This window comes from Streptomyces sp. LZ34 (assembly GCF_053890475.1).
In genome coordinates, this window is record NZ_CM132680.1 from 3,950,259 (window position 1) to 3,966,228 (window position 15,970).

Annotated in this window: 3 protein-coding genes (1 of these 3 running past the window's edge); 1 reads left to right on the plus strand and 2 read right to left on the minus strand. The window is 67.2% G+C overall.

Annotation, left to right across the window (positions count from 1 at the left end; all coding sequences use genetic code 11):
* On the minus strand, positions 1-12,014 hold the 5' portion of the coding sequence (locus tag ACWY4P_RS15330) for a non-ribosomal peptide synthase/polyketide synthase (protein WP_456211110.1). It extends 10,129 nt beyond the left edge of the window; 12,014 of the gene's 22,143 nt are visible here — the first part of the coding sequence; it begins with the start codon at positions 12,012-12,014; its stop codon lies off the left edge, out of view.
* Between the two features lie 638 nt (positions 12,015-12,652).
* A complete protein-coding gene (locus ACWY4P_RS15335; protein ID WP_456211111.1) occupies positions 12,653-14,140 on the minus strand; it encodes a tryptophan 7-halogenase in 1,488 nt (495 codons plus the stop codon).
* A gap of 483 nt (positions 14,141-14,623) precedes the next feature.
* Between ACWY4P_RS15335 and ACWY4P_RS15340 the strand changes: the two genes are divergently transcribed.
* Complete coding sequence (locus tag ACWY4P_RS15340) at positions 14,624-15,946, plus strand: cytochrome P450 (RefSeq protein WP_456211112.1); 1,323 nt, start codon at positions 14,624-14,626, stop codon at positions 15,944-15,946.
* Positions 15,947-15,970 lie beyond the last annotated feature (24 nt).

The following is a 15,970-nucleotide window of genomic DNA, read 5'->3' on the forward strand; positions in this document are numbered from 1 at the left end:
AGCCTGTTCGCCCGGGCGTTCAACTCCCCGTACGACAGCGACTCGCCACCGGACACCAACGCCACCGCGTCCGGAGCCCGCCGCACCTGGGTCTCGAAAAGCTCCGCCAGGGTGGCCTGCGGCACCTCGACCGCCGTGTCGTTCCACCCCGACAACAGCTGCCCGCGCTCCGCCTCGCCCAGCAGCTCCACCCGCCCGATCGGCACCGACGGATCCGCCACCACCTGCTCCAACAACCGCACCCACCGCGCCAGCAGACCCTCGACCGTCGCATGATCGAAGAGATCCGTCCGGTACTTGATCGAGCCGACGATCCCCGCCGGCAGCCCGGATTCGTCGTGGCGCTCCATCACGTTCACCGACAGGTCGACCTTGGCGGTCCCGAGGTCCACCGGCTCACCGCTGACCTCGAGGCCAGGAAGCCCGAACTCACCAGTGGGGTTGTCCTGGAGGACCAGCATGACCTGGAAGAGGGGGTGGTGGGCGGCCGAGCGCTGCGGGTTGAGCAGGTCGACCAAGTGGTCGAACGGCACGTCCTGGTGCGCGTACGCGGCCACGCTCGTCTCGCTCACCCGGCGCAGCAGCTCTTCGAAGCTCGGGTCGCCCGAGGTGTCCGTGCGCAGCACCAGCGTGTTCACGAAGAAACCGACCAGGTCGTCGAGCGCGTCGTCCATGCGCCCGGCGATCGGCGAACCCAGCGGAATGTCGGTCCCCGCGCCGAGTCGGGTCAGCAACGCCGCGGTGGCCGCTTGAACCGCCATGAATACCGTGGCGCCCGACGCGCGCGCCAGGTCGGCCAGCGCCCGGTGCAGCCGGGCGTCCAGCTCGAAGCCCACATACGAACCCTCGTACGAAGCCACCGCGGGGTGGGGCCGGTCGGCGGGGAGGCTGATGCGCTCCGGCAGGCCGCGCAGCTGGTCCCGCCAGTAGGACACCTGCTGGGCGTAGAGGCTCTCCGGGTCGTCCTCGCCGCCGAGGAGCTCGCGCTGCCACAGCGCGTAGTCCGCGTAGTGGACCGGCAGCGCGGACCACTGGGGCGCCTCGCCCCGCGCCCGGGCGGTGTAGGCGGAGACCACATCGCGCGCGAGCGGGCCCATCGACCAGCCGTCACCCGCGATGTGGTGCAGCAGGAGCAGCAGGACGCACTCGTCGCCGCTCAGCTCGAAGAGCCGGACCCGGAGCGGCAGTTCGGAGGACAGGTCGAATCCGTGACGCGACGCCTCCTCCAGGGCCGCGGGAAGCTCCGCTTCGGACACCTGCCGGTGCTCGAAGCCGAACTTGGCATCGGCCGTCCCCAGGATCACCTGGTGTGGTTCGCCATCGGTTTCCCGGAAGACGGTGCGCAGCGACTCATGGCGTCCGATCACATCACGCAAGCCGGACCGCAGCGCTTCCTGGTCCACCGAGCCCTTCAGCCGAAGGGGCAGCGGCATGTTGTAGGTCGCCGAAGGACCCTCCAGCTTGTGCAGGAACCACAGGCGGCGCTGCGCGAACGACAACGGCACCACGTCGGGGCGCGGCATCGGCCGCAGGGCGGTACGCGCCCCGCCGCCGAGATCCAGCTGCTCCACCAGGCCGGCCACCGAGGGCGACTCGAAGATGAGGTGGAAGGGGATCTCGATGTCCAGCTCGCTGCGGATGCGGTTGACGAGCCGGGTGGCGAGGAGGGAGTGGCCGCCGAGGTCGAAGAAATCGTCGTCGACACCGACCCGCTCAATGCCCAGGACCTCGGCGAACAGGCCGCACAACACCTCTTCCTCCGGCGTCCGCGGACCACGGCCGCCCGCCGCGACCGCGTAGTCCGGCTCCGGCAGCGCTCTGCGGTCCAGCTTCCCGTTCGGCGTCAACGGCAGCTCGTCCAGCGCCACGATCGCCGAGGGCACCATGTACTCCGGAAGCGCCTTCTCGAGTGTGACGGCGAGCGCCGCGGGGTCGACCGGGGCGGAGCCGTCCGGCACCACATAGGCCACCAGCCGCTTGTCACCGGGGGTGTCCTCGCGCGCCACGACGGCGGCCTGCCGCACACCCTCGGAAAGGGTCAGCAAGGACTCGATCTCACCCGGCTCGATCCGGAAGCCGCGTACCTTGACCTGCTCATCCGCACGGCCCATGTACTCCAACTGACCGTCCACGCGCCACCGCACCAGGTCTCCGGTCCGGTACATCCGCGCACCCGCCTCGAACGGGCAGGCCACAAACCGCTCGGCGGTCAGCCCCGCACGTCCCACATACCCACGCGCCAGCCCCGCACCGGACACATACAGCTCACCCGCGACACCTGGGGGCACCGGCCGCAACGCCTCGTCGAGGACGAAGGCCCTGGTGTTGGCGATCGGCCGACCGATCGGCGCCGTGTCGTCGTGGAGTGGCTCGCTCATGGTCACGCAGACCGTCGCCTCGGTGGGACCGTAGGCGTTGATCACCCGACGGCCCGCGGACCAACGGGCCACCAGCTCCAAAGGCGCCGCCTCACCCGCCAGCACCACCGTCTCCAGCGCGGGCAGCTGCGACTCCACACCCACCGGAACAGCACCCAGCAGCGACGGCGGAAACGTCACATGCGTGATGCACTGCCCCGCCAGGACCTCCTCAAGAGCATCGCCGACCAGACGACCCGCCTCCGGCACCACCAACGCGGCACCCGACGTCAAAGCCATCGCCAACTCCGACACCGCCGCATCAAAACTCAGCGACGCAAACTGCAACACCCGACTCGCAGACGTCACCCCCATCCGCTCCACCTGCGCCCCAGCCAAACTCGCCACACCCGAATGGGACACCACCACACCCTTGGGCGCACCCGTCGAACCGGAGGTGTAGATGACATACGCCGACTGCCCCAGCCGCATCTCAACCCCGGGATCGGCCTCGGAGAAGGACGACAGGTCCCGGCCCAGCACCTCCTCGTCCAGCACCAGGACAGGTCCGGCGTCGGCAAGGATGAACGCACGCCGCTCCGCCGGATACTCCGGATCCACCGGCACGTAGGCGCCCCCCGCCTTCAGCACCGCGAGCAGCGCCACCACCATCTCCACCGACCGCGGCAACACCACCCCCACCAACCGCTCCGGCCCCACACCCTCACCGATCAGCCAATGCGCCAGCCGGTTCGCCCGGGCGTTCAACTCCCCATACGACAGCGACTCGCCATCGGACACCACCGCCACCGCGTCCGGAGCCCGCCGCACCTGGGTCTCGAAAAGCTCCGCCAGGGTGGCCTGCGGCACCTCGACCGCCGTGTCGTTCCACCCCGACAACAACTGCCCGCGCTCCGCCTCGCCCAGCAGCTCCACCCGCCCGATCGGCACCGACGGATCCGCCACCACCTGCTCCAACAACCGCACCCACCGCGCCAACAAACCCTCGACCGTCGCATGATCGAACAGGTCAGTGGAGTACTCGACGACGGTCCCGATGCCTTGGGGCTCGCCGCCGTCGCCCCGGCGCTCGATCACGTTCAGCTCGAGGTCGGCCTTGGACACACCCAGCTCCACGCCCCCGAGCTCAACTTGGAGGCCTGGAAACTCGAAGGACGCTTCCGGCGCGTTCTGCAGGCCGAGGATGATCTGGAAGAGGGGGTGGTGAGAAGTCGAGCGCTGCGGGTTGAGCAGTTCCACCAGGTGCTCGAACGGCACATCCTGGTGCTCGTACGCGGCCAGGCTCGTCTCTCGGACACGGTCGACCAGCTCCGCAAAGCTCGGGTCGCCCGAGGTGTCCGTGCGCAGCACCAGCGTATTCACGAAGAAACCGACGAGATCGTCGAGCGCATCGTCCATACGCCCGGCGATCGGCGAACCCAACGGAATATCCGTCCCCGCACCCAGCCGCGTCAACAGAGCCGCCATACCCGCCTGCAGCACCATGAACACCGTCGCATTCGACCGCTGCGCCAACCCCACCAGCCGCCCATGCAACTCCACGTCCAGCTCAAGCGTCAGATGCGCACCCTCGTACGAAGCCACCGCCGGACGAACCCGATCAGCGGGAAAACTCACCTGCTCCGGCAACCCAGCCAACTGCCCCCGCCAATACGACACCTGCCGCGCGAAAATACTGCCCGCATCCCCCTCGTCCCCCAGCAACTCACGCTGCCACAACGCATAATCCGCGTACTGCACGGGGAGCCCGGACCACCGAGGCTCGGCGCCCCGCATGCGCGCGGTGTACGCCTCGACCACGTCACGCGCGAGCGGGCCCATGGACCAGCCGTCACTCGCGATGTGATGCAGCAGCAACAACAGGACGCACTCGTCGGGGCCTACCTCGAACAGCCACGCACGAACCGGAATGTCACACGACAGATCGAACCCGTACTCAGCCGCCTCCCCCAAAGCAGCCGACAGCTCCGCCGCCACAACCGAACGACGTTCCCAACCCAGCTCCACATCTCCCGGAGCCAACACCAGCTGACACGGCTCCCCCGCCACCTCAGGGAAGACCGTACGCAACGCCTCATGCCGACCGATCACATCACCCAAAGCAGCGCGCAACGCCTCCGCGTCCACTTTGCCCGACAAGCGGAGGGTCAGAGGCATGTTGTAGGTCGCAGCCTTGCCGCCCATCTTCTGCAGGAACCAGAGCCGGCGCTGCGCGAACGACAACGGCACCACGTCGGGACGAATCGCCGGCACCAGAGCCGCACGAGCCTGCCGCCCGGCCGAGTCCAGACGCGCCGCCAAACCGGCCACGGTCGGAGCCCCGAACACATCCTTGATCGGCAGCTCTGCCCCGAGCACGCTACGGATTCGGCTGACGAGCCGCGTCGCGAGAAGGGAGTGGCCGCCGAGGCCGAAGAAACTGTCGTCGATACCGACCCGACCCACGCCCAGGACCTCGGCGAACAGACCGCAGAGCACCTCTTCCTGCGGCGTACGCGGGCCACGGCCGCCCGCCGTGACCGCGTAGTCCGGCGCCGGCAGGGCCCCGCGGTCCAGCTTCCCGTTCGGCGTCAACGGCAACCGGTCCAGCACCATCACCGCCGACGGCACCATGAACTCCGGCAGCCGATCGCCGAGCCGGGCGAGGAGTTCGGCCGACTCCACTTCGCCGGGACCGGTCGGCACCACATAGGCGACCAGCCGCTGATCGCCCGGGCTGTCCTCGCGGACAAACACCGCGGCCTGGCGTACCCCCGACTCCCCCGTGAGCAGTGTCTCGATCTCCCCCGGTTCGATCCGGAAGCCGCGCACCTTGGTCTGTTCATCGGCCCGGCCCGCGTACTCCAGCTGGCCGTCGGCGCGCCACCGCACCAGGTCTCCGGTCCGGTACATGCGGGCACCCGCCTCGAACGGGCAGGCCACGAACCGCTCGGCGGTCAGCCCCGCACGTCCCACATACCCACGCGCCAGCCCCGCACCGGACACATACAGCTCGCCCACCACGCCGACCGGAACCGGCCGTAGACCCGCGTCCAGTACGAACAGCCTCGTGTTGGCGATGGGGCGCCCCACGGGTACGACGCCCTCAAGGGCCACGTCGTCGGTGATCGCGCCGCTCATGGTCACGCAGACCGTCGCCTCGGTGGGACCGTAGGCGTTGATCACCCGACGGCCCGCGGACCAACGGGCCACCAGCTCCAAAGGCGCCGCCTCACCCGCCAGCACCACCGTCTCCAGCGCGGGCAGCTGCGACTCCACACCCACCGGAACAGCACCCAGCAGCGACGGCGGAAACGTCACATGCGTGATGCACTGCCCCGCCAGGACCTCCTCAAGAGCATCGCCGACCAGACGACCCGCCTCCGGCACCACCAACGCGGCACCCGACGTCAAAGCCATCGCCAACTCCGACACCGCCGCATCAAAACTCAGCGACGCAAACTGCAACACCCGACTCGCAGACGTCACCCCCATCCGCTCCACCTGCGCCCCAGCCAAACTCGCCACACCCGAATGGGACACCACCACACCCTTGGGCGCACCCGTCGAACCGGAGGTGTAGATGACATACGCCGACTGCCCCAGCCGCATCTCAACCCCGGGATCGGCCTCGGAGAAGGACGACAGGTCCCGGCCCAGCACCTCCTCGTCCAGCACCAGGACAGGTCCGGCGTCGGCAAGGATGAACGCACGCCGCTCCGCCGGATACTCCGGATCCACCGGCACGTAGGCGCCCCCCGCCTTCAGCACCGCGAGCAGCGCCACCACCATCTCCACCGACCGCGGCAACACCACCCCCACCAACCGCTCCGGCCCCACACCCGCACCGATCAACCAATGCGCCAACCGATTCGCCCGGGCGTTCAACTCCCCATACGACAACGACTCGCCACCGGACACCAACGCCACCGCATCCGGAGCCCGCCGCACCTGGGCCTCGAACAATCCGGTCAACGTCGCCTCGGGTACGTCGACCGCCGTGTCGTTCCACCCCGACAACAACTGCCCGCGCTCCGCCTCGCCCAGCAGCTCCACCCGCCCGATCGGCACCGACGGATCCGCCACCACCTGCTCCAACAACCGCACCCACCGCGCCAACACCCCCTCGACCGTCGCGCGCTCGAACAGGTCAGTGGAGTACTCGACCAGCGCTTCGATCCCCGCGGGGCGCCCGGCCTCGTCACGAAGCTCGATGACGTTCACGGCGCAGTCGGCCCTCGACACGTTCAGCTCCACGCCCTCCACGTCCACCTGAAGCCCTGGAAGCTCGAAGGACGCCTCCGGCGCGTTCTGCAGGCCGAGGATGATCTGGAAGAGGGGGTGGTGAGAAGTCGAGCGCTGCGGGTTGAGCAGTTCCACCAGGTGCTCGAACGGCACATCCTGGTGCACATACGCGGCCAGGCTCGTCTCCCGGACACGGTCGACCAGCTCCTCAAAGCTCGGGTCGCCCGAGGTGTCCGTGCGCAGCACCAGCGTATTCACGAAGAACCCGACGAGATCGTCGAGCGCGTCGTCCATACGCCCGGCGATCGGCGAACCCAACGGAATATCCGTCCCCGCACCCAGCCGCGTCAACAGCGCCGCCATACCCGCCTGCAGCACCATGAACACCGTCGCATTCGACCGCTGCGCCAACCCCACCAGCCGCCGATGCAACTCCACGTCCAGCTCAAGCGTCAGATGCGCACCCTCGTACGAAGCCACCGCCGGACGAACCCGATCAGCGGGAAAACTCACCTGCTCCGGCAACCCAGCCAACTGCCCCCGCCAATATGAGACCTGCCGCGCGAAAATACTGCCCGCATCCCCCTCGTCCCCCAGCAACTCACGCTGCCACAACGCATAATCCGCGTACTGAACCGGCAGAGCAGACCACTGCGGAGCCCTGTCCTCCACTCGCGCCGTATACGCCTCGACCACATCACGGGCCAGCGGCCCCATGGACCACCCGTCACTCGCGATGTGGTGCATCAACAGCAACAGAACACAATCCGCCGCACCGACCTCGAACAGCCACGCACGAACCGGAACCTCACACGACAGATCGAACCCATACCGAGCCGCCTCCGCCAACGCTCCCGGCAACTCCCCCTCCGAAACCGAACGCCGCTCCCACCCGAACTCAACAGCCTCCGCACCCACCACCAGCTGACACGGCTCCCCCGCCACCTCCGGGAACACCGTACGCAACGACTCATGCCGACCAACCACATCACGCAGAGCCATCCGCAACGCCTCGGCGTCCACACCACCCGACAACCGCAACGCCAACGGGACGTTGTACGTCGCCGACCGGCCCTCCAACCGGTGCAGGAACCAGAGCCGACGCTGCGCGAACGACAACGGCACCACGTCCGGGCGCGGCTTCGCCACCAGCGCCGTGCGTGTCCGGCCGTTGTCGGTCAGGCGCGTCACCAGACCGGCCACCGTGGGGACCGAGAAGACCGTGGCGATCGGCACTTCCATGCCCAGGGCGGTGCGGATGCGGCTGACGAGCCGCGTGGCGAGGAGGGAGTGGCCGCCGAGGTCGAAGAAGCTGTCGTCGATCCCGATCCGGTCCACGCCGAGCACCTCGGCGAACAGACCGCACAGCACCTCTTCCTGAGGCGTACGCGGGCCACGGCCGCCCGCGGTGGCCGCGTAGTCCGGCGCCGGCAGCGCCCTGCGGTCCAGCTTTCCGTTCGAGTTCAGCGGCAACCGGTCGAGCACCATCACCGCCGACGGCACCATGTACTCCGGCAGCTTCTCGGCAAGGCGCTCACGCGCCGCCTTCACCACCGCACCGATACCACGGGCGGCGGCTGGATTGTTCACCCACGGACCGCCCGAAACCGCCGGGGCGTACACGCCCGACAGCACAGCGCCGTCCGGGCCGGGCGGGAAGAACACCGCGTCGAACAGCGCCACCGAGCGCGATGACCACGTCGTCACCAGCCGCAGACCACGTGCACCGGCCCAGGTGACCAGATCCTCCGGATCCACTCCCGGCCCGGAAACCAGCGCGTCCAGCCCGTCCAGCGCACGCTCGGCCGCCACCTCGGCGACCAGACGCGCGTTCGGGATTCCGGTGACACGGGCCGGAACATCACCGACCACCAGGTTGTCCAGATCAGCCAGGGCGGTGACCTCTTGCCCCCAGGCCAGTCGCCGGGCATCGGACACGTCGACCACGTGCGCCGGGGACTTGTGCAGCACCACCTCGTACCGGTGCCGGGTCAGCTCGTTGTGGTAACCGCCCTGCTTGAGCCGGATGTCCACCGCACCGATCCGGTCGTCTCCGTCAGCCAGAGCACTGAAGAACTCCGGAGCCACCACCAGCTCCTTCTCCAACAACACCGCACGATCCACCACCGCCCGCGCCGCCGCACCACGACCCCGATGCACCGCCGCCTGCAACACACGCAACGACCCCGCATGCCGCACATCACCAATCACCAACCGACCACCCGGCGCCAACAACCCCAACGCCCGATCCACCACCCGCGCCAGATACGCCCCATCAGGGAAATACTGCACAACCGAATTGATCAACACCGTGTCAAAGAACCCCGACGGCAGACCCTCCACCACATCCGCAGCCTGACACCGCAACCGCACCCGGTCGCCCAGACCCGCCTCGGACACCTGACCAGCAAGCCGATCAATGACCGCACCCGACAGATCCGTACCCCAGTACTCCTCAACACTCTCAGCCAGATGCGCCATCAACAGACCGGAACCGACACCGATCTCCAGAACCCGCCGCGCACCCAACCCCCGCACCCGATCAACCACCGCATCACGCCACGCCCGCATCTCATCGAGCGGGATCGGCTCACCCGAATACGAACTCTCCCACCCCGAGAAATCCTCCCCGAAACCACCCGAACCCGACCCGGCATACACCGAGTCATAGATCTCCCGCCACTCCCCCACCTGCGCATCCACACCAGACGCGCCTTCCCCCCTCGCACCCGCCGCCGAGGCCGCCTCCAGGTCCGGGACCACATAAGCCACCAGACGCTGATCCCCCGGAGAGTCCTCCCGGGCCAGCACCGCCGCCTGTCGCACACCCTCGCACTTGACCAGCGAAGACTCGATCTCCCCCGGCTCGATGCGGAAGCCACGCACCTTGACCTGCATATCAGCGCGGCCCAGATACTCCAGTTGACCATCGGCACGCCATCGCACCAGGTCACCGGTCCGGTACATGCGCGCACCCGGCTCGAACGGGCAGGCCACAAACCGCTCGGCCGTCAGCCCCGCACGCCCCACATAGCCCCGGGCCAGACCAACACCCGACACATACAGCTCGCCCGCCACGCCCACGGGGACCGGTCGCAACGCCTCATCCAGCACGAATACCCGGGTATTGCCACCCGGGCGGCCGATGGGCACCACGCCGTCAGGCCGCAACGCGCTCATCGTCACAATGACGGTCGACTCCGTCGGCCCATAGGCGTTGAAAACCCGACGCCCGATCGCCCAACGCGTCACCAGCTCCGCCGGCACCGCCTCGGCACCCACGACCAAACACTCGAAGTCCACAAGCTCCGCGCTGGCCCCCGGCGGGAGGGTCCCCATCACCGAGGGCGGAATCAACGCATGTGTCACCCGCCCTTCGGCCAGCACCCCCTGGAGCGCGTCACCGACGAGTCGCCCGCTTTCAGGCACCACCAGGGAAGCGCCCGAGGATAAAGCGACCAACATGTCCCAGTACGCCGTGTCAAAACTCGGCGAGGCGAACTGCAGCACACGGCTGGCAGGAGTCACACCCAGCAGCTCGACCTGCGTACGCGCCAGACTCGCCACACCGCGGTGCGGCACCACCACGCCCTTGGGCCGGCCAGTGGAACCCGATGTATAGATGAGGTACTCCGGATGTCCCAGATCCACCTCAATCCCAGGATCGGCATCCGGGAATCCGGACACATCGCGGGACAGTATCTCCTCATCCAGAACGAGAATCGGAGCGGCATCCTCAAGGATGAAGGCACGCCGCTCGGCCGGGTAATCGATATCGATCGGAACATAACCGCCTCCGGCCTTCAAAACCGCAAGGACCGCCACCACCAATTCCACCGATCGTGGCAGCATCACCCCCACCAGTTTCTCCGGGCCCACGCCCTCACCGATCAGCCAGTGCGCCAACCGATTCGCCCGGGCGTTCAATTCCCGGTACGACACGGAATCCGTGCCGGACACCAGCGCGGTGGCATCCGAATCCCGTCGCACCTGAGCCTCGAACAATCCGGCCAATGTCGTCTCGGGCACCTCGACGGCCGTGTCATTCCAGCCCGACAACAACTGCTCACGCTCTGCCTGGGACAGCAGTTCCACTCGGTCGATCCGCATTGACGGATCCGCCACCGCATGCCCCAGGAACCGCAGCCACCGCGCCAACAACGCATCGACCGTCGAGCGGTCGAACAGATCGGTGGAGTACTCGACGAGCACCTCTATGCCCGACGGGCCGTCAACCTGGTCATGAAGCTCGGTGAGCGATACGAGCATGTCGAAGCGGGATGTCCCGGAACCGAGGACTTCGGCATGCACGTCCATGCCCGGAAGCTCGAAGTCTCCACTCGGCGCGTTCTGCAGTACGAGCGCGACCTGGAAAAGGGGATGGTGGGACGTGGAGCGCTGAGGGTTGAGCAGTTCCACCAGGTGCTCGAACGGAATATCCTGATTCGCATACGCCTCCAGGCTCTTCGTCCGGACCCGGTCCAGCAGCTCCGCGAAGCTCGGGTCGCCCGAAGTGTCGGTGCGCAGCACAAACATATTCACAAAGAAGCCGACCAGGTCGTCCAGCGCCTCATCGGTACGACCGGCGGCACCGCTGCCCAGCGGAATATCGTTGCCCGCGCCGAGCCGCGTCATCAACGCCGCCATGCCCGCCTGCAGAACCATGAACACGGTCGCATTCGACGCGCGCGCCAATGCGACCAACTTCCGGTGCAGCTGCGCGTCCACCTCGAGCGTCAGCTGTTCGCCTTGGTATGAGGCCGCCACGGGGCGGGAACGGTCCGTGGGGAAGGTCACCTGTTCCGGCAGACCCTCCAGCTGATCGCGCCAGTAGGCCACTTGACGCGCCAGTACGCTGTCCGGGTCCGACTCGTCACCGAGCAGCTCACGCTGCCACAACGTGTAGTCCACATACTGGACGGGGAGTTCGGACCACCGCGGATCCCTGGCTTCTGTCCGCGCCGTGTACGCCTCGACCACGTCACGCGCCAGCGGGCCCATCGACCAGCCGTCACCCGCGATGTGGTGCAGCAACAGCAGGAGCACACACTCGTCGGGGCCGACTTCGAAAAGCCGGGCGCGAAGCGGCATTTCGGCGGACAGGTCGAAGCCGTAGCGAGCCGCTTCCTCCAGGGCGGCGGGCAGCTCCGCCTCCGTGACCGAACGGCGCTCCCAGACGAGAGGCGCGTTCCCGGCGTCCAATACCAACTGATGGGGCTCGCCGTCCACTTCGGGAAACAGAGTGCGCAACGATTCGTGCCGTCGGATCACATCGCCCAACCCGGCCCGTAGGGCATCCGCGTCCACCTTGCCCGTCATCCGCAACGCCAACGGCATGTTGTACGTCGCCGACCGGCCCTCCAGTTTGTAGAGGAACCACAACCGGCGCTGCGCGAACGACAACGGGATCATGAACTCATTCCTTCTTTCCCAGCCCACGCAGAGCAACCTGACGCGTCGGCCGGATATCTGGAGAAGTCAAACGGAAGGCGTCCGCACAGCCACCCGCCGGGCATACGCGGTCCACCCGTGAAGAGCGGCGTCGGGTGGCATAGGCCAAGGAACCCGGGGCAGCAGAAAAGGGCCGTCCAGGGAAAGCCGGTCACCCTCGCCCGTGGGCCGCGCAACGCTCGGCGCCGCCACCACCTTCCGTCCCGTTCGGGTGGCGGGGCGCGCTTCCCCTTAAATGCATGTGAAGTCTGGCGGACTACCCCGAGGTATGTCTGCAAGACTCGGGGAAACCGCGAACTGTTCGTACTACATGGCCTACGGCGCGTGACAAGGTGGAGCGCCGATACGACAGATACGCCACGGTCCCCGTGCATTGACAGCCAACATGTGCTGTATACCCCCGTGCAATGGTAAAGAAATCAACAAGGTTCCGAAGGAACCGATCATCTAGCGGTCGGCGCGAGTCAATCAGCAGAGCCAGGGCGCGTCAAGTGAAATGTTCTGGCCTGCGCTCCACCAACTCACCGTCCGCGCGGCGCCATTGACGCCGCCGCCGGAACGGGGCCCGCCACGCTCTCGGCGGACCCCGCCGACGCTCCTCAGCCGACCGGAATCTCCCAGGACATACCGTCCCCGGAAGGCACGAGACCGCCGGCGAACAGCGGATCCTCGTCACTCATCTCCTGCCCCAGTGAAGCGCGTGCCTGCACCTGAGCACTTTCCTGCATCACCTCGCCGACAATCGCCGATTTGAAGAGGGGAGCCTGCTGCTCGCCCCCGTGCTGCGCCTCCCCGCTCGCCGAGTCCACGGCTTTGGCCAGCTGATCGGCCGCGCTCACCAGGCGCCGGCCGGCCAACGCGGAGTCGCCCGACGCGGCACCCCCCACCAGCTCGACAAAGGCCTCGATATCGGTCGTGCCGGCGTTCGTCAGCTTCTTGGCCTTCCAGAAATACGACTGCTCGTCCTTGTGCAGGTCGTAGAAAGCCACCAAGAACTCATAAAACAGCCCGTACTCCCTGCGGTAGCGCATCTCGAACTCGCCAAAGCTCCGCTTCTCATCGATCTCCCCGGCCAGGACACTGTTGACCGAACGGGCCGCCAGCAAAGCGCTGTAGGTCGCCAAGTGGACGCCCGAGGAGAAGACCGGGTCGACGAAGCAGGCGGCGTCGCCGACCAGAACCATGCCGGGGGCCCAGAAGGTCGTGCCGCAGTACGAGTAGTCCTTGCGTACCCGGATCTCCCCGTAGGGCCCCTCGGTCACGCGCCGCGCGTCGGACAGCATGTCCCGCACCTGCGGGCAGCGCTCGACCAGCTTGAGCAGGGCCTTCTCGGGGTCGCCCTGGATCTGGTCGGCCCGCTCCCTGGCCACGACCGCGCCCACGCTGGTCAGCTTCTCGGTGAGCGGGATGTACCAGAACCAGCCGTCGTCGAAGGCCGCCGACAGGATGTTTCCGCTGCGCGGAGCGGGAAGCCGCTTGCCGCCCTCGAAGTATCCGAACAGCGCCACGTTCTGGAAGAACTCGGAATAGACGCGCTTGCCACCCGCGTGCTTGTGAATGGCGCTGCGGTTGCCGGAGGCGTCCGCCACGATGGTCGCGGACACTTCGTGCGCCGATCCGTCCGCGTCCGTGTACCTCAGGCCGGTGACCCGGCCACCGTCCTTGACGATGTCGTGGACCGCGCACTCCTCCCGCACCTCCACCCCTACCCGGCGCGCGTTGTCGAGCAGAATCTTGTCGAACTTCATCCGCTCGACCTGGTACGCGTAGGAGGTCGGACCCGCAAGCTTCGGTGAGATGGCGAAGCTGAAGGTCCATGGCTCGGGGTTCTGGCCCCAGCGGAAGGTCCCCCCGAGCTTCTTGGTGAAACCGGCCGCTTCCAGTTCCTCGGTCACCCCCAGCAGCTTGCAGACGCCGTGGATCGTCGCGGGCAACAGCGACTCGCCGATCTGGTACCGGGGAAGCGTCTCCTTCTCCAGCAGAAGAACCCGGTGTCCCCGCATGGCCACCAGCGCGGCGAGGGTCGACCCTGCCGGTCCACCACCGACCACTATGAGGTCGAAGTGCTCAGAAGTTGGTGAGTTCACGCTCTGACTCCTCCTGGTTGGTTGTCCCGACTCATCACGCGACCCGGACAGGGCACAGTCGCCGAGTGGGCTCGCGCACGGCGTGGAAGGGGGCACGAGCGCTGCGGCACCCGTGGCGGCGCGCCGAGAGCTCCGGCAACGCGTCATTGATGGGAAGGGCACGGGGGTCAGACGTGATCGCGGGTCGGGCTGATCGGTCCCCCGCCCCCGCGACCGCCTGCACGCCGCGGTGACGGTAACACGGCGGGTTCCCCTCTGCCCGTGACTCAACTCGGCCCGTGTTCAGCGGAGTAGACACATGATGTCGCCGGGAACCTCTTCCTGCCACGTGTCCGTGTACCTGTAGCACAGCATCAGCGCGGTGGTAGCGTTCGACGTCGTCGGGTGGATCCACCACGTCGCCCCTTGCCGCTCGCTCAGCGGTTCGTCCCCTGGGGGCAGTTTCCCGGACACACGCCAGTCGGCCGTCGCCGACGTCGGCACGTGTGCCGTCCCAGCGGTCATCTCCACATCGAAGAATCGTCGGCGGAACTCACCCAACCGCTGCCAAGGCGCTCAACGAATTCTCCGAGTCGACAGAAAGCCGGTCATAGCATGGCTCATCCAGACGTGCCCAGCCTGCTGAAGCTCTTCCACCCGGATTGCGCGGCCGACCCGTATGCCTTCTATCGGGAGATTCGAGATGAACATCGGGTCTACTACGACAAACGGATGCGCACCTGGGTGATCCTCGGATATGAGGAGATCAGCAGTCTGTCGAAGGACGACCGGCTCTCCGGAGCCCGGATCGACAGCTTCCATGAACAGCTGCCGGCCGACGCACGAGCGGAGCTCAAGCCGCTCAAGGATCCGCTTTCGAACATGATGGTGTTCAACGAGCCGCCACGCCATACAAAGCTCCGCCAGCTGATCCGGCCGGGCCTGACGCCCCGCTTCATCCGGCAAATGCGCCCGGTCATCGAGGAACGCACCGACCAGCTCCTCGACCGCGTTGTCGAGCAGGGCCGCATGGACGTGATCCACGACTTCTCGGAACCTCTGACCCGGGGAGTGATCGCGCGACTGGCCGGCGTTCCGGAGCACGCCGACGACCTACTGAAGAACTGGCAGGGCCTGCTGCTCGAGTTCTTCGCCCAGTCCCTCAAGGAAATACCCCGGGTGACCAAGCTGCGGGAGGTGTTCGACGAGACGGCAGAGGAGCGGCGCTCCGGTACCAGCAAGGATTTCTTCACCCAGATGATCGCCGAGCAACTCCAGCACGGCGACTTCACGGAGGACGAAGTCTTCGCCAACTTCCTGCTGCTCATCGACGCGGGACAGGCCACGACGACCCACTTCATCGGAAACGCCGTGCTGGCCCTCCTCCGGAACAGCGACCAGCTGGAACTCCTGCGCGATCACCCGGAGCTGGGCTTCAAGGCCGCCCATGAGCTGCTGCGTTACGACAGCTCCGTGCAGTTCACCACCCGTGTCGCGCTGACGGACATCGACGTCCTCGGGCATCGGATCGCGGAGGGCGAGTCGCTCACGCTGGTGCTGGGATCGGGAAATCACGATCCGTTGAAGTATGAGCACCCCGACCGGCTGGACATCACCCGGGGCTCCGCCGACCATCTTTCGTTCGGGCACGGCATCCACTACTGCCTCGGCGCCTCGCTCGCCGTCGCGGAAATCGAAATAGCGCTGTCCATACTGCTGAAACGCACTCGTGGTCTCCGTCTTGTGGAGACTCGGCCCACGTGGCAGGACAACATCAACTTCCGTTTCCTCAAGGGACTGCCGGTGGCGTTCGAGCCCGTGCGTTGAGCATAGATCTGATGGTGAGATTAA